This window comes from Enterobacter sp. JBIWA003 (assembly GCF_019968825.1).
In the GTDB taxonomy this organism is placed as follows: Bacteria; Pseudomonadota; Gammaproteobacteria; order Enterobacterales; family Enterobacteriaceae; genus Enterobacter; species Enterobacter quasiroggenkampii.
In genome coordinates, this window is sequence record NZ_CP074172.1 from 97874 (window position 1) to 116363 (window position 18490).

17 protein-coding genes and 1 pseudogene are annotated in these 18490 nt (G+C 56.8%); 15 read left to right on the forward strand and 3 right to left on the reverse strand.

What is annotated here, in order from left to right; translation table 11 throughout:
- Positions 1-11 precede the first annotated feature (11 nt).
- From KGP25_RS26115 to KGP25_RS26145, 7 genes are all read left to right on the forward strand, one after another.
- Positions 12-431 carry a DUF1380 family protein gene (locus KGP25_RS26115; protein WP_223540745.1) on the forward strand — a complete coding sequence of 140 codons (420 nt, stop codon included), beginning with the start codon at positions 12-14 and terminating at the stop codon, positions 429-431.
- Positions 432-485: 54 nt separating this feature from the next.
- Positions 486-1268: a hypothetical protein gene (locus KGP25_RS26120; RefSeq protein WP_223540746.1), complete on the forward strand. Its 783-nt coding sequence runs from the start codon at positions 486-488 to the stop codon at positions 1266-1268.
- A gap of 407 nt (positions 1269-1675) precedes the next feature.
- Entirely contained in the window at positions 1676-2104 is a 429-nt protein-coding gene (locus KGP25_RS26125; protein ID WP_223540747.1) for an antirestriction protein, read from the forward strand.
- A gap of 203 nt (positions 2105-2307) precedes the next feature.
- Positions 2308-3653, forward strand: a protein-coding gene (locus KGP25_RS26130) for an IS3 family transposase (RefSeq protein WP_123060779.1) whose coding sequence is annotated in 2 segments (ribosomal slippage) — positions 2308-2790 and positions 2793-3653 — 1344 coding nt in all. Because the reading frame shifts where the segments join, the coding sequence is not laid out codon by codon here.
- A 46-nt stretch (positions 3654-3699) separates the two neighbouring features.
- The gene (gene tnpA, locus KGP25_RS26135; protein ID WP_143345831.1) at positions 3700-4323 is read left to right on the forward strand and encodes an IS66-like element accessory protein TnpA; all 624 of its coding nucleotides are present in this window, start codon (positions 3700-3702) and stop codon (positions 4321-4323) included.
- Positions 4320-4667 (forward strand): IS66 family insertion sequence element accessory protein TnpB, encoded by a 348-nt coding sequence (gene tnpB / locus KGP25_RS26140; protein ID WP_143345776.1) that lies wholly within the window; start codon positions 4320-4322, stop codon positions 4665-4667. Before tnpA ends, tnpB begins: the two co-directional genes overlap by 4 nt.
- Positions 4668-4686: 19 nt before the next feature.
- Complete coding sequence (locus tag KGP25_RS26145) at positions 4687-6258, forward strand: IS66 family transposase (RefSeq protein ID WP_223540620.1); 1572 nt, start codon at positions 4687-4689, stop codon at positions 6256-6258.
- Between the two features lie 142 nt (positions 6259-6400).
- On the opposite strand, the gene KGP25_RS26155 is transcribed toward KGP25_RS26145, so the two are convergent.
- Together KGP25_RS26155 and KGP25_RS26160 are read right to left on the reverse strand one after the other, a co-directional pair.
- Positions 6401-6883, reverse strand: a complete 483-nt coding sequence (locus KGP25_RS26155) for a GNAT family N-acetyltransferase (RefSeq protein ID WP_223540748.1) — start codon at positions 6881-6883, stop codon at positions 6401-6403.
- Positions 6874-7152 carry a DUF1778 domain-containing protein gene (locus KGP25_RS26160; RefSeq protein ID WP_223540749.1) on the reverse strand — a complete coding sequence of 93 codons (279 nt, stop codon included), beginning with the start codon at positions 7150-7152 and terminating at the stop codon, positions 6874-6876. The genes KGP25_RS26155 and KGP25_RS26160 overlap by 10 nt, the downstream gene beginning before the upstream one ends.
- Positions 7153-7289: 137 nt before the next feature.
- Between KGP25_RS26160 and traD the strand changes: the two genes are divergently transcribed.
- The 8 genes from traD (at position 7290) to KGP25_RS26200 (ending at position 18208) form a co-directional block, all read left to right on the forward strand.
- Positions 7290-9527 (forward strand): type IV conjugative transfer system coupling protein TraD, encoded by a 2238-nt coding sequence (traD, locus tag KGP25_RS26165; RefSeq protein ID WP_223540750.1) that lies wholly within the window; start codon positions 7290-7292, stop codon positions 9525-9527.
- Positions 9527-14824, forward strand: a complete 5298-nt coding sequence (traI, locus tag KGP25_RS26170; RefSeq protein WP_223540751.1) for a conjugative transfer relaxase/helicase TraI — start codon at positions 9527-9529, stop codon at positions 14822-14824. Before traD ends, traI begins: the two co-directional genes overlap by 1 nt.
- On the forward strand, positions 14824-15555 hold the full coding sequence (traX, locus tag KGP25_RS26175) for a type-F conjugative transfer system pilin acetylase TraX (RefSeq protein ID WP_223540752.1): 732 nt from the start codon (positions 14824-14826) through the stop codon (positions 15553-15555). The genes traI and traX overlap by 1 nt, the downstream gene beginning before the upstream one ends.
- 41 nt (positions 15556-15596) lie before the next feature.
- Entirely contained in the window at positions 15597-15938 is a 342-nt protein-coding gene (locus KGP25_RS26180) for a hypothetical protein (RefSeq protein ID WP_223540753.1), read from the forward strand.
- A complete protein-coding gene (locus tag KGP25_RS26185; RefSeq protein ID WP_223540754.1) occupies positions 15935-16645 on the forward strand; it encodes a hypothetical protein in 711 nt (236 codons plus the stop codon). Before KGP25_RS26180 ends, KGP25_RS26185 begins: the two co-directional genes overlap by 4 nt.
- Positions 16642-16959, forward strand: a complete 318-nt coding sequence (locus tag KGP25_RS26190) for a hypothetical protein (protein ID WP_223540755.1) — start codon at positions 16642-16644, stop codon at positions 16957-16959. The genes KGP25_RS26185 and KGP25_RS26190 overlap by 4 nt, the downstream gene beginning before the upstream one ends.
- A 305-nt stretch (positions 16960-17264) precedes the next feature.
- Entirely contained in the window at positions 17265-17816 is a 552-nt protein-coding gene (locus KGP25_RS26195; protein ID WP_223540756.1) for a phospholipase D family protein, read from the forward strand.
- A 131-nt stretch (positions 17817-17947) separates the two neighbouring features.
- Complete coding sequence (locus KGP25_RS26200; protein ID WP_223540757.1) at positions 17948-18208, forward strand: replication regulatory protein RepA; 261 nt, start codon at positions 17948-17950, stop codon at positions 18206-18208.
- A gap of 56 nt (positions 18209-18264) precedes the next feature.
- Here the strand turns inward: KGP25_RS26200 and KGP25_RS26825 are convergent.
- Positions 18265-18374, reverse strand: a pseudogene (locus KGP25_RS26825) (replication protein RepA).
- Positions 18375-18490: the final 116 nt, after the last annotated feature.

The window sequence follows — 18490 nt, forward strand, 5'->3', positions numbered from 1 at the left end:
ATATAAAAAACATGTACGGAACCTGTGAAAGCCTCTGCCGGTTGTTGAGTGAGCAGTATCCCGCAGAAACCCCGCTGAACCTGATTGTCTGGTCCCCGGCGGATATCGGGGCGCTGGCCGACGGAATGGAATATGCCGTTTCGGAACAGGATACAAGGGAGGTACTGGAGCGCCTGGACGCCATACCTGAAGAACAACGGCTTGAGTCGGGCGTGTCTGCCAGTGTGGTGATGGAGCTTATTGAGCAGGTGAAACAGGCCATTCCGGCGGTGATGGTGCCGGCTGACCTGCTTGAAACCCTGCTGACCACTGCCGAACAGGCGTTATGGCAAAGGGAATGGACCGCCCGTGACAGCAATCATCCGGTGCCGGAAAGCGTTACCCGCCGCCTGGCTGATGCGGCGAAAGTCCGCGCCTTACTGAAATACTGAAATCAACACGCCGCCCGGGCGGCGTGTACTGAACCCGTTCAGAAGGAACTCATTATGCAGGAAGTAACCACCTTAAACGCCCTTGTGATGCGCCGTGCGCGCGATTTGATTGCTGATTATGGATGGCCTGACCATACCGATGTTGATCAGCGTGATCCGGTCAATAAACCGGGATGGATAAGCATTTATGTCCGTCTGGATGCGGCAAATATTGTTCATCTGCTGCCGTTGCTTTGTACCGGTGAAGTACCCGCAGAGCTGCAAAGTGCCATGACAAAAATAGCCGGGACGCCAGCGCAGATTATTTTATCCGGCAGCCGCTATGCCGACTCGCCGCAGCTTCCGGAGGACGGAACGCAGATAGCTTTCCCCTGGGCCGGGGAATGGCTGACGGAGCCGGAGATAAAGGCGGTAACGGATTGCCTGTCCCGCGCCGTGCGGGATATCTCCCGGCAGGTACTGGAAGATGCGCGCCGGATAAAGGCGGCGCTGACCACGCGGGGGGATACGCTGTTTTACCGCCAGACACGAAATTTCCGCCTGGTGGTAAAGGAAAACGATATGCCCTGCTGGCTTGATGAAAATGACGAAAAGTTGCCGGTGGTGCTCGATGCCATCCTGAACAAAGGGGCGCGTTACAGTTCCGTGGAGTGCTTTGTTATCAGTGACAAAGTGGATCACATCCTGGCATGTGGCCAGATATGCGATGTGCTGCGTATTCCCGGTGAGCCTCCGCGCCGGTGGATGGATTTAACGCTGTTACATGAGGTCATGGCAGACGCGCGTGCAGAAATCAGTCTTGTCTGTAATGCGCTGTCTGCAATCCGGTCAGTGTAGCGAACAGAAGGGGGCTGCGGTCCCCTGAAGCAACCCGGAAGGATAAGGTTGTCGCCGGCTCCGCTTTTATGGCGGCCCCGTCCCGGTGTGACGTGGCCTGGTGGTTTTCCACTCTGTCAGTCCGGTGTCGTGTGCGGGCTGTGCCGTGCATCCATCGTAGTCGGGCTGTCGTGGATACAAGGGTTCGCTGACGCCGCAGCGGTCACCCGGTCCTTCCTTCACGTCAGCCGCGATCTTCCGGTCGTTCGACCGCTCAGGTTTCACGGTCTCACCCTCCAGCTCGCGTCTGCCGTGTGCGTCAGGCTGCGGCTTCCCTTGCGCCCTGGTATCCACGACCGATCGCCCGACCGGGATGTCTGCACGGCACCGCCCGGTGTCGCAGAACATGATAATCCGGAGGTTTAACCATGCAGTATGTGAAATCACAGCCCGTCCTGAACGTTGAGGAGTCCGACCGTCTGTCCTTTCTGCCGTACCTTTTCGGCAACGATTTTATGCTGGCTGAATTGCAGGTGTACGCGCTGGCGAAAAAGTGGATGCCGGAATACAGCGGCGGTTTATGGCATTTCATCCGTCTGCCGGACGGCGGCGGGTACATGATGCCCGACTGCGGGCGGGTACATCTCGTCAACGGCGAAAACTGGTTCGATCAAACGGTAAGTGCTGATGCAGCGGGCATTATTCTGACCTCGCTTGCCATTAACCGCCGTTGCTGGACGCATCACGACTGCGGAAATGTCGCGCTTACCCGTCTTTATATGCTGCGTGATACCCAGCTCTGGAATCACATCGCCTTTCATCCCGAATGCTGCGCCATTTACGCCGCGCTCGACTGATTAACCGACGGGGCGGCAGAGCCGCCCCGCTCTGATACAAAAATACTCAACAGGAAATTAATAATGTACGGAACCGTAAGTGAAATCTGCGTAAGCGTCACAATTAGACCGTCTGTGCAGCAGGCTCCGGTTCCGGGAAAATAGTGTCCATCATTTTGTAGTGCGCCCCAAAAGTTAGACACCAGATCAAAAACTGAGGGCGCATGGCAAAATTTTCATTGGAATTCAAAAAGGAAGTGTCAGAGAAGTATCTGGAAGATGAGTTGAGTCTGAAATCTGTAGCCAGGATGTACGACATAAGCCCTTGCACGGTAAGAAAATGGGCTTATGCCTACCGGGAGCATGGGATCGGTGTGCTTACGGGTAAAAAGGGACGCTACTCTGCTGATTTCAAACTTATGGTAGTAAAAGAAGTTGTGGATGATGGCTTCTCTGTTCGTGAAACTGCGGTAAAACATGGGATACCAGCCTTTGGTACTGTATGTACCTGGCTTGAAAAATATAGAAAACATGGCGAGGATGCTTTCACCCGAAAAAATCAAAAGATCATCCCAGTGCCAGATAAAAGCATCACGCCAGTCCCACCACAGCCAGCATTAACCGATGTTGAGCGAGAGGAACTTGAACAACTCAGGGTCGAGAATGCCTACTTAAAAAAGCTGAAGGCCTTGGTTCAGCAGAAAACATGCTCAGCGCCCAGGAAAAAGTGAGCATTGTAAGTGAACTAAGGCAGGAATGGCCATTGTCCCGATTGTTAATCGTTGCTGGGCTGCCCCGGAGTACATTTTACTATCATGTAAAACGTCTTGCGGCTCCGGACCGATACCAGTCTGCCAGAGCGCTTGTGCTGAAAATTTATCACCAGCACAAAGGTCGCTATGGTTACAGACGCATCAGGCTGGCATGTCGTAACGAGGGGGTTTTACTTAATGGCAAAACCGTTAGAAAACTCATGAAGGAACTGGGTATTAGCAGCCTGATTCGCGTCAAAAAGTACCGTTCATATAAAGGAGAACAAGGACGAATTTGCGATAATCTCCTGAAACGCCAGTTTGACGCAGAACGCCCCAACGAGAAGTGGGTCACAGATGTCACTGAGTTTAAAGTGAATGGCAAAAAGCTGTATTTGTCGCCCATCATGGATCTTTATAATGGCGAAATCATTGCTTATAACCTCGCTAACCGCCCTCTACCTTCAATGGTGCAGACTATGCTCACGGATGCGCTGAAACAGTTGCCGAAAGACGAACACCCAATATTGCACAGCGATCAAGGCTGGCAATATCAGATGTCACGCTGGCAACGATGGTTAAAAGATAGTGGCATCGCCCAGAGTATGTCTCGTCGGGGAAATTGCCTTGATAATGCAGTGATAGAGAGTTTTTTTGGAACATTGAAATCAGAATGTTATTACCTCAATGAATATAAAAATGTGGATGACTTAAAGCGAGACATTATCGATTACATTGATTATTATAACCAATTGAGGATAAAGGAAAAACTTGGCGGTCTTAGTCCGGTACAATATCGATTGAGTCAGGCTGCATAAGTTGTCCAAGATCTGGGGCGCAGATCATTTTAATGGACACTATCGCTTGAAACACCGGACATGGCTTCTCGAGGTACTTCGCCTCCACTTTGAAGAAAAACTGCCGCGCATTGAGGCCGGACGCCGGTTAGGCATCCCCAAAACCACGGCCTGCGATCTCTTTGTTCGCTTCAGGAAAGCCGGTCTCTCCTGGCCTTTGCCGCCACGGATCAACGCAAAAAACCTGGATAAACGCCTTTACCGGCAGAACTCCCGAAAATCGTCCATTCTTCCCGTAGTCCCTGCGCTCTGCGAAATCCCTGTCGCCCGCAAACGACCACGACGTCCCAACTTCCCCCGCGACTTCAAAATCGCACTGGTGGCGCAGTCGATGCAGCCCGGCGTCAGCGTGGCACAGCTGGCCCGTGAAAATAACATTAACGACAATCTCCTGTTCAACTGGCGACGTCGTTATCAGCAGGAGCTGTCAGGGACTCCGGCCAGCACGCCAGCACTGCTCCCCGTGACGCTGACCGCTACCGAAAGGCAGGTCAGCCCGCTGACACCCTCTGCGGAAGAGTCTCCCTGCTGCGAACTGGTTCTGCCCGCCGGTACGCTGCGTATTAGTGGAAAGCTGACGCCAGAGCTGCTGCAGATGCTTATCCGGGAAATGCAGGGAGGATGCCGGTGATATCACTCCCTGCGGGCTCCCGCATCTGGCTGGTCGCCGGCGTGACGGACATGCGCAACGGCTTCAATGGCCTTGCTTCCAGAGTGCAGAACACGTTACGGGATGACCCCTTCAGCGGGCATCTGTTCATCTTCCGGGGGCGTCGCGGCGACATGATAAAGGTGCTGTGGGCGGACCGGGACGGCCTGTGCCTGTTCACCAAACGCCTGGAACGGGGGCGCTTCGTCTGGCCGGTGACCCGCGACGGCAAAATCCACCTGACGCCGGCGCAGCTGTCCATGCTGCTGGAAGGCATTAACTGGAAGCATCCGCAGCGAACGGAACGCCCTGGAATACGCCTGTAACCTGCTGTAAAGTGGGGTTATGGAGACCTCATACCCTGATGAAAACGCCCGGCTCAGGGCGCTGCTGCAGGAGCAGCAGACCACCATCCGCAAAATGGCGGAGTATAACCGCCTGCTCTCACAGCGGGTGGCGGCGTACGCCAGCGAAATTAACCGGCTGAAGGCGCTGGTCGCTAAGCTGCAGCGGATGCAGTTCGGCAAAAGCTCCGAAAAGCTGCGTGAGAAAACGCAGCGCCAGGTGCGCGAGGCAGAGGAGCGCATCAGCGCCCTGCAGGAGGAGATGGCGGAGGTGCTGGGAGAGCAGCATGACCCGGTACTGCCCCAGCCGCTGCGCCAGTCTTCCTCTCGCAAACCGCTGCCGGCATCGCTTCCCCGGGAAACCCGCACGCTGTCGCCGGCAGAAACCGCCTGTCCGGAATGCGGTGGCGAGCTCACTGCGCTGGGCTGCGACGTATCGGAGCAGCTCGAGCTTATCAGCAGCGCCTTTAAGGTTATCGAAACGCAGCGGCCGAAGCTGGCCTGCTGCAGCTGCGACCACATCGTTCAGACACCCATGCCTTCAAAACCCATTGAGCGCAGCTATGCGGGGCCCGGCCTGCTGGCGCGCATCGTCACGGCGAAGTTCGCCGAACATGTGCCTCACTATCGTCAGTCAGAGATATACCGTCGTCAGGGTGTTGAACTGAGTCGTGCCACGCTGGGGCGCTGGTCCGGCGCGGTCAGCGAACTGATGGAGCCGCTGTACGACCTGCTTCGCCAGTACGTGCTGATGCCGGGTAAGGTGCATACCGACGATATCCCTGTGCCGGTGCAGGAGCCGGGCAGCGGCAAAACCCGCACGGCCCGGCTGTGGGTCTACGTCCGGGATGACCGTAACGCGGGGTCACAACTTCCACCGGCGGTATGGTTCGCGTACTCGCCGGACCGGAAAGGCGTGCATCCACAGCAACATCTTGCCGGGTACAGCGGTATCCTGCAGGCGGACGCGTACGGTGGCTACAACGCGCTGTACGAAGACGGCCGCATCACCGAAGCGGCGTGTATGGCACACGCCCGCCGAAAAATCCACGACGTCCACGTCCGCCTCCCAACAGATATCACAACCGAAGCACTGAGGCGCATCGGCGAACTGTACGCCATCGAGGCGGAGATACGCGGCAGTCCGGCAGAGGAAAGGCTGGCGACCAGAAAAGCCAAAGCCATACCGCGGATGCAGTCGTTGTATGACTGGATACAGGAACAGATGAAGGTGCTGTCGCGCCACTCGGATACGGCGAAGGCGTTCGCCTACCTGCTGAAGCAGTGGGACGCGTTAAACCTGTACTGCAGCAACGGGTGGGCGGAGATCGACAACAACATCGCGGAGAACGCACTACGTGGCGTAGCCCTGGGCCGGAAGAACTGGCTGTTCGCGGGTTCAGACGCGGGCGGTGAACGTGCTGCGATCCTGTACTCGCTGATCGGCACCTGCCGGCTGAATGGTGTGGAGCCGGAGGCGTGGCTGCGCTATGTCCTGGGACATATCCAGGACTGGCCGGTAAACCGGCTGCGCGACCTGCTGCCGTGGAAAACCGATCTCACATCTGCATAAGCGTCAATACGGTCTGGATGTGACGCTTACGTTAACCTGAAGTTTGAAGAGGCCAGGCCTGCTCTTGAAGATCAACTGGCGAAGTCGGTGGCGAATATTCTGTAACAGAGTGAAGGTGGCCTCGTGCCACCTCATCAGGTTTTTAAAGTTTAACCGGATACAGCAGCGTTAACGGGTGAACGACTGAAGCGTCAAAGCCGAATCGGGTATAGAAACTACTGACCTCTTCACTCAGTGCATGAACAACCAGTGCTTTAACGCCGACCTGTAGTGCGATGTGTTCAGTCCGGTATACCGCGTCCTTAAGCAAGGCAACGCCAAGCCCCTGGCCGGAATAAGCCTGGTCGACGGCAAGTCTGCCGAGAACAATGACGGGGAGTGATTCCGGCGCGTTGCGTCTGTAAGCGCCCGGAGCGGTATTACGCTGAACACTGCCGGTCGATAAGCAATAATATCCGATAACCCGATGACTGTTTTCCGCACAAATAACATACACGCGGGAAATGCCGGTGCTGTGATTTTTATGTGCCTTCTTTTTTAACCATTCATTCAGCCCCGGTTCGGTGCAGCAAAAATCAGCAATGTTATGTCCGCTGTTGAGCGGTTCTGGTGCGCTTATTCCCATGGGGATTTGTGGCCCATCAGATCGTCAATGCGGGCCTGGCGTTCCGCTGTGACAGGTGCATCCAGTTCGGCAATAAACGATTCATATTGCGCGTTATCGAGAATAAACAAACGCTGATCCAGGAGAATGTCCTGAGCCTCTCGGCAGGCAGCGTCCAGCATAAAGTCAGTTCGTGATTTTGAGACAAGGCTTGCCGCCATATCGATAAGATCACGCTGTGAAGTTCTTGCCCGGATGTTAATCGGGGCTTCTCTGGCTTCGGTCTTCATTATAAACCTCTGTATATCTGTTTTATATACAAGCATACACCTTGTAAACCTAAAAGCGACACAAAAAAGCGTGCTGCATGCTGAAGCACGTCAGTCATGTTCGCCTGCATATCATTTGACACTGTCAAGGAGAGTCTGTGAGCCTGAATCCACGCGATTTAACGCAGGGTGGTCAGGTCGCTTTCATGCGCCTGAAAATGTTCCTGCAGATAAATAACCTGATTTCCTTTTACGTCATTATGGGTACGGTACTGATGACGCTGGCTGTTCTGCTGATGCGTATTAGTATTCAGAATCTTAATAATGGCGTTATTTACTGGTTTGTTCGGGTGCTTTCACCGTTTACCGAAAAAATGGTCAGACAACCTGTCTATACCATTCGCTATTACGATCAGAATCTTCACTACAGCGTCAGGCAGATCCTCAGCGACGGATATACCGTTTATTGCGGACAGTTACTTAAGCAGGAGCTGGTGATTGCAGGCTGCAGTGCCTTGTTAACCGCATTTGTGGCCACGCTGGTTGTTTACTGGTACCTCGGGCGTACCGGCCGTAAACAGAGCGAGGATGAGGTGATCGGTGGACGCGTACTTAGCGATTCGCCTAAAGATGTGGCACGGATGATGAAAAAGCGCGGTGAAGCGTCTGATATCCGTATTGATGCTCTGCCACTGAAGCTGGATTCTGAGATACAGAATATGGCGATGCACGGTACGGTATCCACCGGTAAATCGACCCTGATGCGTAAGATTATGAAGCAGCTGCGCGACAGGGGAGACCTGGTCATCATCTACGACAAGGGCTGTACGTTCGTTGAGGACTTCTACGACGAGTCCCGCGATGAAGTCCTGAACGCACTGGATATCCGATGCCCAAACTGGGACCTGTGGGAGGAGTGTCGCACTATCTCCGAGCTGGAGAATACGAGTTCAACGCTCATTCCGGCAAGCAGCGGCGAAGATCCGTTCTGGCAGGGGAGTGCACGCACCATATTTGCGGAAGGTGCTGAGCGTATGCGTAAGGATAAGGATCGCAGCTACAACAAATTCCTGCGTACCCTGCTGGCTATTCAGCTCGATCAGCTGCGAACGTTTCTTGCCGGCACGCCAGCTTCCACGCTGGTTGATGGCAAAATTGAGAAGACCGCCATCTCCATCCGGAGTGTGCTGACTAACTACGTTAAATCACTGCGTTATCTGCAGGGGATCGACAGACCCGGACGTGAAAAATTCACCATCAGGGAATGGATGAAGGGCCAGGCCGATAAATCGAAAAACGGCTGGCTATTCATTACCTCCGATGAACAGAACCACGAGTCGCTGAAGCCACTGATCTCGATGTGGCTCAGTATTGCCGCCACAAGCCTGCTGGCAATGGGCCCCAACCGTCAGCGCCGGGTCTGGTTTTTCTATGACGAACTGGCTTCTTTGCACAAATTACCGACGCTGCCACGGATTATTTCCGAGGCGCGTAAATTTGGGGGATGCTTTGTGCTGGGGTTCCAGAACTTCGCACAGATGGAAGAAATCTATGGACCGAAGGCCGCGGCAGGTTTGTTTGACCTGCTGAACACGAAATTCTTCTTCCGTTCACCGAGTGCGGAAATCGCACAGTTTGTGGAGGAAGACCTGGGGGAAACACGCAGGCTGAAATTCAGCGAGCAGACAAGCTTTGGTCATGAACAGGTGCGTGACGGTATTTCCTTCGGGAAGGAGGAGGAGCGCGTCAGTATCGTCAGTTATTCCGACGTGCAGTCCCTCAATGACCTGCAGTGCTTTGTCACTCTGCCGGGTAACTACCCGGTAGTGAAGCTCACCATGAAATATGAGGCGATGCCCAAATCCGCAGATGCTCTGTTGCTGCGAGATGTTCATACCAGCCTGGATGAGCAGATTGAAAACGAACTGCTCCGTCGTACCGACGAGGAGCGCCGTAGCATGGATGGGCTGTTCGCCCGTGAGGATAATTCTGTAAATCAGGCACTCAAGGACGGGATCCCTGAAGATAATCGGTCGAATCCTCCGGAGGATTCTGACGTTGCTGCAGGTACGAATAACCAGCCTGATAATTCGTCATTACAGACGGCGGGAGTACCCACAGATGCGGATACTGAAAGCGTGGATACCACGACGGTTGCCGGTGGTGAAAATCAGACATCAACAGGAGGGACAGAGCGGGATATCGAACGGGATCTGAAGCCACGTGATAATCCACCGGGTGTCAGTACTGATGGTGAGGTGATCGACCAGGCAGCGTTTGAAAGCTGGCAGCAGTCACAGCATCAGACCCGCGATATGACCCGCAGGGAAGAGGTCAACATCAACCATGCGGCAGATAAAACGCATGATTCAGATGACGGCAGGGATATTTACTGATGCTCTCCATTTCGTCGATTAAGGGCGATGCCGCCTATTACAGCAATGAAGATAACTACTATGCCAGCGGTTCGCTTGAGTCACGCTGGCTGGGTGAGGGCGCGGAAAAACTCGGGCTGAAAGGGGAAGTGGCTAACGCCGATATGGATGCAATACGTCAGGGGAAGCTGCCTGACGGCTCCGATCTCTCCAGGATGGTCAATGGCGTCAATAAACACCGCAGCGGCTACGATCTGACCTTTTCAGCCCCCAAAAGCGTCTCTGTTATGGCACTGGTCGGGGAAGACCGTCGCTTTATCGAGGCTCATAATCGTGCCGTCGCGGTGGCGATGACGGAAGTGGAGCAGCTGGTCAGCGCCCGCATGACTGAAAACGGTAAAACGGAAACGGTGCTGACGGGAAATATGGTGGCTGCTCTGTATAACCACGATACCTCCCGCGATCTGGATCCGCAGCTGCACACCCATGCACTGGTGCTCAATGCCACCTTTGCCGGGGAGAAATGGCGGTCTCTGGCCAGCGATACCCTGATGAAAACGGGATTTTCCGAAAATCTGTATGCCACCAAGATAGCGCTGGGGAATCTGTACCGGACTGCCCTGCGTCAGGACATTGAATCGATGGGATTCGAAACGGTGGCGGCGGGTAAACATGGTCTGTGGGAGCTTAAGGATGTGCCTGTTGAGCCCTTCTCAACGCGCAGCCAGGCAATCAGTGAGGCAGCCGGGCCGGATGCATCAGCAAAATCCCGCGACGTTGCCGCGCTTGATACCCGTCAGGCCAAAGCCTGGGCCGATCCTGAACATCTCAAAGCGGAATGGCGCCGGCGGCTGACCGATGAAAAATTCGATATCGACAACTATATCCGCCAGGCGGGTGCGCGCACGCAGTCACCCGTACCGGCTGCCGGAGAGCCTGCAGTCAGCCATGATCCGGGTGTGCAGACAGCCATGTCTTCCGGAAAAATTGCCGATGCTGACGTTCAGCAGGCGGTCAGCGACACCATTTCAGCGCTGTCGGAGAAAAAGGTGCAGTTTACCTGGTCTGAAATCCTGGCTGGTACCGTAAACCGCCTGCCGTCGGCAAAGGGACTCTTTGAGCAGGCCCGTGCGGGCATCGATGCCGCGATTGAAGGGCAGCGCCTTATCCCGCTCGACCGGGAGAAGGGCATTTTCACGTCTGATATTCATCTCCTCAATGAGCTGAGCGTCCATCAGCTGGCGCGTACGGCTGTCCGGGAGCAGGCCGTGCTGGTCTTTCCTGAACGGTCAAAAGCGCGCGATATGCCGTCCAGTGATGTCGTATCGGTACTGGCGCAGGACAAAAGTCCGGTGGCCATTCTCAGCGGTCGCGGCGGTGCGCAGGCCATCCGTGAGCGCACGGAAGACGTGGCGATGATGGCCCGCGCGCAGGGCCGTGAGGTGATTGTCGTTGCCGCTGACGGCCGCAGCGGTGAGTTCCTGTCAGAAAGCCCGCATCTGGCAGGCCATGTCATGCTGCGCTCGCAGATGAAGGCTGACACCGTACTGCCGGTGCAGGGGACGGTTATTGTTGACCGTGCCGAGAGGCTGTCGCTGAAAGAAACCTTACTGCTGCAGGAAAAGGCGCTCAGCGCCGGGGCGCAGCTGGTATTCATGGATACGGAGAACCGGCAGGGAACGGGTAACGGGCTGTCCGTTCTGAAAGAGGCTGACGTACCACAGTACCGGTTTTACGGTACGCAGCTGCCGGAAGTACGTCTGGTCAGCGAGGCGGACAAGCGTATCCGCTACGGCCAGCTGGCGCAGGAGTATGTGCGCCTGTCAGCGGAAGGGCGGGATGTCGTGGCACAGGTGACCGGTGCCCGGGAACAGCAGCAGCTGACGGAGGTTATCCGGGACAGGCGGCGTGATGCGGGTGAGCTGGGTCGGGAACAGGTGACACTCCGGGTACTGGAGCCGGTGTGGCTGGACGGCAAAACCCGTCATCAGCGCGATAACTATCGGCCAGGGATGGTGATGGAGCAGTGGGACGCTGAGAAGAAAAGGATGACGCGGCACACCATTGACCGGGTGGCTGAGGCCACCAACAGCCTGGTACTGCAGGCAGAAGACGGCCGTCGCCAGACCCTGAAGGTCACGCAGGTTGACGGCAGCTGGAGCCTTTACCGCAGCAGGACGCTGGATATTTCAGAAGGGGACCGCGTCAGGGCGCTGGGGAGAGAGCTGAAGGGAGCCATCAGGGCGAAAGAGCAGTTCACCGTGGCGGGGCTGGAAAATGGCGCGGTGCGGCTGCGCAGCGGCGACCGTGAGCTGCGCCTGCCCACGGAACGGGCCGTGAAACTGGCTCATGATTATGTGGAAGGGACCGGGGCGGGTACCAGCGCGGCGCGCACGGTACTGGCCGCAGTCGGTCCGCGAGGCCTGAATAAACAGACCCTGAACGCGCTGGCGCAGAGCGGCAGCGACATCCGGATTTATACGCCGCTTGCGCCTGAGCAGGCGGCGCGCAAGGTGGAGAGCGTGTCTGCCGTGCGGCTGGCCAGTGACCAGGTCCGCCAGTCGACCGGTGAGGCAAATCTGGACGCGGCCATAATGGCAAGCCGTGACCGTCTGATGACGGATGCGGAGCAGGCGGTGAATCTGGCGATTCCGCGCGCGCAGCAGGGGAAGGTGCATCTGAGTGAACTTACCCTGCTGGGAGAGGCGGTAAAATCCGGCCAGCCGCTGGCTGAAGTCCGGGCTGAAATCGCCCGCCAGGTGGACAGTGGCGCGCTGATTAAGCTGGATTCGGTTGCCGGGGCGGGAAACAGGGTGCTGGTTCCACGCGTGGCGTATGAGATGGAAAAGACCATCATCCGTCATATTGCTGAGGGTAAGGACTCCGTTCAGCCCCTGATGGCGCTGACGCCTGCCTCAGTGCTGGCCGGTTTGACGGCAGGCCAGCGGGAGGCCACGCGGACAGTGCTTGAGAACACTGACCGCTTTATGGCCATTCAGGGGTATGCCGGGGTGGGGAAAACCACCCAGTTCCGGGCGGTGATGGGTGCCCTGAATACCCTGTCTGAATCCGTGCGCCCGCAGGTTATCGGCCTGGGCCCCACGCACCGGGCCGTGCATGAGATGCGTGAGGCCGGGGTGGAGGCCCGCACGCTGGCAGGCTTCCTGAGCGAAACGCGGCTGGCCATTCAGGCCGGGGAAACGCCCGACTTCCGTAACGTGCTGTTCCTGACCGATGAGAGTTCGATGGTGGGCAACCGCGATATGGCAGAGCTTTATCAGCTGGTTGCCGCAGGCGGCGGACGGATGGTCTCGAGCGGGGACAACGCGCAGCTGCAGGCCATCTCAACAGGTCTGCCGTTCCGCCTGGTGCAGCAGCGCAGCGCCATCGATACGGTGGTGATGCAGGAGATTGTTCGCCAGACCCCGGCGCTGCGCCCGGCGATTGAAAGCATCATCGCAGGTCAGGTCGATACCGCCCTGCGACAGGTGGATGAGGTCAGCCCGCAGCAGGTCCCGCGTCAGGAAGGGGCATGGGTGCCCGATAATTCCGTCATGGAAATCCGTGCGCCGAAAAAGGGCCAGGAGCAGGACACGCCTGCCGCCGGTGAACAGACGCCGACAGCTGAGCAGCTGTCACTGGTGCGGACCGACATCATTGAAGCTATCCGGGATGACTGGATGGGCCGTACCCCGGAGGCGCAGCAGCAGACGCTGGTTGTGGCTGAACTCAACGCCGACCGTCACGCCATCAATGATGCCATTCATGCCGCCCGGCATGAGAAAGGCGATACGGGTGCGCAAGAGCGCACGTTCACCGTCCTGGAGCCGCTGCGGGTGCCTGACAACGCCCTGCGTGCGGCTGAAACCTTTGCGGAGTACACCGGCGCCGTGGCCATGATGAACGAGCGCTACTGGACGGTGGCGGAGGTTAATACGCAGGACGCCGTGGTCACGCTGCGTAATGCCGACGGGGAGTCGGTGCTGATTTCCCCCCAGCAGAACACGTCGCAGGATATTTCCCTCTTCACACTCCGCAGCCTGACAATCAGTCAGGGGGACCGGGTGCGCTTTACCCGCTCGGACACCGACCGCGGCTATGTGGCCAACAGCCTGTGGGAGGTGGCAGGTTTCACTGACGAAGGGGCAATCCGCTTCCGCCAGGGAGATGAGGAGAAGATTGTCGACCCGCAGGCCATGACGGAGGACCGTCATATTGACCTCGCGTACGCCCTGACGGTGTATGGGGTGCAGGGGGCCAGTGAACGCTTTGCCATTGCCCTGACCGGTTCGGAAGGGGGGCGGGGAAGGATGGCGTCGATGGAATCGCTTTACGTGACGCTGTCACGCGCGAAGGAGCACGTTCAGGTCTATACGGACAACCAGGCGCGCTGGCAGCAGCTGGTTCAGCAGTCTGATGCCGGAAAAACGGCCCACGACCTGCTGCACCAGGAGAGTGACCGGGATGCCGCCACCGGTAACCGACTGCTGGCCACAGCCTCCCGACTGGATAAAACCGCGCTGGGGCGCAGGGTTCTGGCCGAAAACGGCCTTGAGGGTGAAACGATGGCCCGCTTTATCGCGGCAGGTAAAAAGTACCCGACACCGTATGTGGCCCTGCCGGCGTGGACCCGTCACGGACAGGAGGCCGGGGCGCTGCTGACTGAAATCCGCATTGAGGATGACGGGATGCGCGTGGTGCTCAGTGATGCGTCCAGGCTGCGTGGCGGGGAGGATGCGCAGTTCGTCGGCCTGCAGGCCAGCCGTAACGGACAGACACTGATTGCTGATGATGCACAGACGGCGCTGCGCCTGGCACAGGAGAACCCGGAGAGCGGGGTGGTGATACGCCTGCACGGCGAAGAACGGTTGCTGAATGCCGTACGGCTGACCGGGGGGCGTATCACGGAGCCTGACGGGGTGGCCCGGACGGTGCGCAGCGTGGCGGACGCCGAAACGGCGACGAAAGCGGAAGACCTCATCACGCGGCCTCAGGATGAGCAGCAGAAACTGGCAGAGGAACAGGAAAAAGCGGCCCGGGAGCTGGCGGAAAAGGCCCGGCAGGAACGGCTGCCGGTGGCGCCGGGTGAGGAGAGCGCCAGACCCGACCCCGTGTTGTCTGCCGGTGAGGAGCGTCGTCTGCGTGACGGTACTGCACGGGGAGAACGCGAGCTGGAAGAGGCCATTCGTGACGCGGTGGCGGACGGTCGGGGTATCCGCCAGCATGTGCGCGAACAGATGCTGCGCACCGAGCGGGACTGGGTTATTAACCTGCCGGAGAAAGTCATTGAGCTTGAAAAAACGCTGGGGGGTGACTGATGCGAGTTACGTTACCGGTATCCGTACCGTCCCGCATCGCACTGCTGATGCTGTCTCCGCTGCAGCGTGACGTTATCAGGATGGTGGCCTTTGTGGCGATGGTGCTGGACCATCTTGCCACGGCGTTTCAGGCTGACGTCCCCCTCCTGAATATGGCGGGACGCTGCGCCTTTCCGCTGTTTGCGCTGGTGAGCGGCTGCAATCTGGCCGGACACGCCCTGCGTCAGTCGTCCCTGAACCGTCTTTGGCTGATGGCGCTGCTGGCGCAGCCCGGCTACTGGCTGGCCTTCAGGGAGGCAGGACTCATGTGGTGGCAGCTGAATATTCTGTTCACCTTTGCCGTCGTGATGCAGGCAGCGCGTTTTCTGCAGGGCGTGACCGCGCGTAATGGGATTGCGGCGGTCGCAGCCCTTTTGGCCTATCTGCCGCTCAGTAGCGCCAGCTATGGCATCCCCGGTCTGGTGATGCTGGCGGGCGCGCTGGCGGTCTGGCAGGTACGGGACATACTGCGTCCCGGCCTGTTTGCTGTCTGGCTGCTGCTGGTTGCGCTGCTTAATACCCGTCACGGTGACGCGATGATGCTCTCCGGGGTGTTACTGACGCTGACGGTGCTGTTCTGCGTGCACGGGGTGGTGCCGGCTTCCGGACGACGCCTGCAGGCCGGACGGTGGTTTGCGCCAGCGTATGCCCTTCATCTGCTGTGTATTGGCTTTCTGGTCAGTGTTCTCTGATCTGTCTTTGCTGTTACTTCAATCAAACAAAAGGACATAACATGAAAAATAAGCGAATCGCTGTATCTGCGATTATCACAGGCTGTCTGTTATTCAGCGGTCTGACGTTTGGTTCGTTCGAACGGCCTGTACAAGTCGATTCAGGAGTACCTGAAAAGATTCTGGCTGAGCCTCCCGCAGTGCCGGAGCAGATCACGACCAACGTGCTTCTGCGCCAGATTCTGGCTGAGCTTATAAAGGCAAACAGTCTGAAAGAGGAGAGGCGCTGCAGCGATGGCGACAGGCATTACTCGCCGGGCTATATCATCAGCGTCGATAAAAAAACGCTGCGCTGTGATACCGGCAGCGGCTATCCGGAGTGGGTGGAAGGAGGAAAATCATGACTTTCTTCCGCTATTTACGCCTTCGTGCGGCTCAGCAGATGCTTTGTTTCTCATACAGCATGCCGGTGGCGATATTGCTGACTACGGTGTTCTCGCCACCTGGTACCTGGTCCGTTCCGTGTTTTTTTGTCTGGTTCATGACGCTGATGGTGCTGACGTGGGGGGGGCTTGCGCTCTATACGCGGGATAATGACCGTGTCTGCCTGCTTGCTGACTCACGTATGATCGCTGTTCGTAACGGTAAGTCCGACATTGTGGCCAGAATGAAACTTCACGAGAAGGCCCGTCTGGTCCGTGAGGTGCTGCTCGATGATGACGTTATCCGTAGACAGCGGCAGGAATGGTGGCGCGGTATCGGCCGTTATCTGACGCTGAGTTTTCGGTATTTGCCCGCAATGGTTCTGATGACAGCATTCCTCCTGTCCTGGCTGGAGCCTGAAACGGGAGTGAAAATCGTCGAACAGCTCAGGGCAAGTCCGCCTGAAAGCATTGTCAGGTGGACGGCAGGCGGACTGGCTTCGATGTATATCATCACCGGGCTGGCGTTTGTGATGTGCGACGTTGCGATGGACAGGCTTCCGGTGAACTGCTTCCGTGAGGCGTTTCTGGCGAAAGTGGCGGCGTATCAGCAACGTGATGACGATACGTCCTTTTCAGGGACGGATGCGGCGGATGAGCGTGCTGAACTCAGGGAGGGCGGAAAATGATTGTTCCCGTCGATGCAGAACGTGATGAACATGGATACTGGACGCATCCTGCGCTGGTCCGCAGCGGTTGTGAAACTCCGGCAGAACTTCGTTACTGGCTGAGAACCCACGGGCTGGCGTGCTTTGTAATGACCATGCGGGATGAGGCACCTGAGGCCTTTGCAGCCGGATTCACTGATGAGGCACCGGATGCGCGGGGCTGGATACCCGAACCGCCGGACGATGATGGCTGGTTCCTGGGGTCAGTCCATGATAACTGCGACGGCCCGGTCTGCTACTGGTTCAGGAATAACGTGACGGGAGAGAGGATATGAGTCCGAATTCGAATATCTGGCGCCACAGGCGCAGGGGGCAATATGCCGTGAGGCTTGAACTCGACGGGCAATTTGGTTTAGCGGAGAGGGTGTGGCGTGATATTGCAGAATCAGCGCCCTGTCTGCGCTGGAAACGGTTTGCAGAACATCGGGCGAGAAAGTGCCGGAACAGGCCGCAAACAACGAACCGCTGACGCCTCCGCATGGCGTCGTTGTCGAACCCCGGCAATCGGGGAAAAGCAAGTTTCCCCCGATTCCGGCGTTTCTGAAGAACACCATTCTGAACGGATAATCTGAGGTATTTAATGCGTAACTCACTACGCAGGCTGGCGCTGTCCGGCCTGGCCTGCTGCGCCCTGAGCGTTACCCCGCAGGCACTGGCCGCTCCCGTCATTGAGGCGGGTTTTTCTCCGGAAGGAACGGCACTGCCGCTGGTTATTAAGACAATTGAGTCTGCACGGCATGAAATCAGGCTGATGGGCTATTCCTTCACCTCTCCGGAGGTATCCGGGGCGCTTGTCCGGGCAAAACGGCGCGGTGTGGATGTGGCCGTGGTGCTGGACTGGAAAGGCAATACCGGAAAGAACAATAACGCGAGCAAGGCCGCGATGAACCTTCTGGCTGGTGCGGGCATTCCGGTTCGTACAGTCAGTACTTACAAAATTCTCCATGACAAAGTGATCGTCGCTGACGGGCGCAACACCCAGGTCGGCTCCTTTAACTTTAGCCGTGCTGCTGACCGCTCGAACTCGGAGAACGTCCTGGTGGTGTGGGATGACCCCGCTATCGCCGCCAGCTACCTGAAGCACTGGACATCCCGCTGGGCACAGGGAACGGACTGGAAACAGACCTACTGACCCCAAAGAAACGATCGTTAAACGTAAACCGTGCGCCAACGCGGGTTACGTTCATAAAGTAAGTCGCTGATTTCAGGAATCTGTAGTATCCTCTGCGAAATGATCCTTGTTTGATCCTTGAGGGGGCAGAGATGTCGCAGGCTGAAAATGCAGTAACTTCCTCAACGCAAGATAAACGCTCCTATCGCAAAGGAAGTCCTATGTCGGCTTCGGAAAAGCAAATGGCAGCGATTGCAAGAAAACGTATTACGCATAAAGAAATTAAAGTTTTTGTACGTAATCCATTGAAAGATATCATGATTGAGCTCTGCGACAGAGAGGGTATTACACAGGCCCAGTTTGTTGAGAAACTGCTTGAAAATGAATTAAAGGCTCAAGGGTTACTGAAGTAAAGACTTTACTTTGATGCAAAGCGTGCTAGATTACTGATCGTTTAAAGAATTTTTGGTTAGCCACGCCGTAAGGTGGCAGGGAACTGGTTCTGTTGAGGTGTCTACCCGGAGCCAGAAAAGCAAAAACCCCGATAATCTTCACCAGGTTTGGCGACTAAGAGAAGATTAACGGGGCCTACTTAAACTGTATAGAAGCTGTTGCTCTATGCAGGGAGTATAGTTTTATGCTCAGAAAACTGCAATACCTGTTTCTGTGCCATTTGCTCCTTCCGTGCAACATAA

What these genes read in the sequence shown, in the direction of transcription:
- KGP25_RS26145 (WP_223540620.1), top strand. Translation starts at nt 4,687, where the DNA reads ATGGAGACCTCATACCCTGATGAAAACGCCCGGCTCAGGGCGCTGCTG.
- KGP25_RS26120 (WP_223540746.1), top strand. Translation starts at nt 486, where the DNA reads ATGCAGGAAGTAACCACCTTAAACGCCCTTGTGATGCGCCGTGCGCGC.
- KGP25_RS26190 (WP_223540755.1), top strand. Translation starts at nt 16,642, where the DNA reads ATGATTGTTCCCGTCGATGCAGAACGTGATGAACATGGATACTGGACG.
- KGP25_RS26160 (WP_223540749.1), bottom strand. Translation starts at nt 7,152, where the DNA reads ATGAAGACCGAAGCCAGAGAAGCCCCGATTAACATCCGGGCAAGAACT.
- traI (WP_223540751.1), top strand. Translation starts at nt 9,527, where the DNA reads ATGCTCTCCATTTCGTCGATTAAGGGCGATGCCGCCTATTACAGCAAT.
- KGP25_RS26185 (WP_223540754.1), top strand. Translation starts at nt 15,935, where the DNA reads ATGACTTTCTTCCGCTATTTACGCCTTCGTGCGGCTCAGCAGATGCTT.
- KGP25_RS26200 (WP_223540757.1), top strand. Translation starts at nt 17,948, where the DNA reads ATGTCGCAGGCTGAAAATGCAGTAACTTCCTCAACGCAAGATAAACGC.
- KGP25_RS26195 (WP_223540756.1), top strand. Translation starts at nt 17,265, where the DNA reads ATGCGTAACTCACTACGCAGGCTGGCGCTGTCCGGCCTGGCCTGCTGC.
- KGP25_RS26125 (WP_223540747.1), top strand. Translation starts at nt 1,676, where the DNA reads ATGCAGTATGTGAAATCACAGCCCGTCCTGAACGTTGAGGAGTCCGAC.
- KGP25_RS26155 (WP_223540748.1), bottom strand. Translation starts at nt 6,883, where the DNA reads ATGGGAATAAGCGCACCAGAACCGCTCAACAGCGGACATAACATTGCT.
- KGP25_RS26115 (WP_223540745.1), top strand. Translation starts at nt 12, where the DNA reads ATGTACGGAACCTGTGAAAGCCTCTGCCGGTTGTTGAGTGAGCAGTAT.
- traX (WP_223540752.1), top strand. Translation starts at nt 14,824, where the DNA reads ATGCGAGTTACGTTACCGGTATCCGTACCGTCCCGCATCGCACTGCTG.
- KGP25_RS26180 (WP_223540753.1), top strand. Translation starts at nt 15,597, where the DNA reads ATGAAAAATAAGCGAATCGCTGTATCTGCGATTATCACAGGCTGTCTG.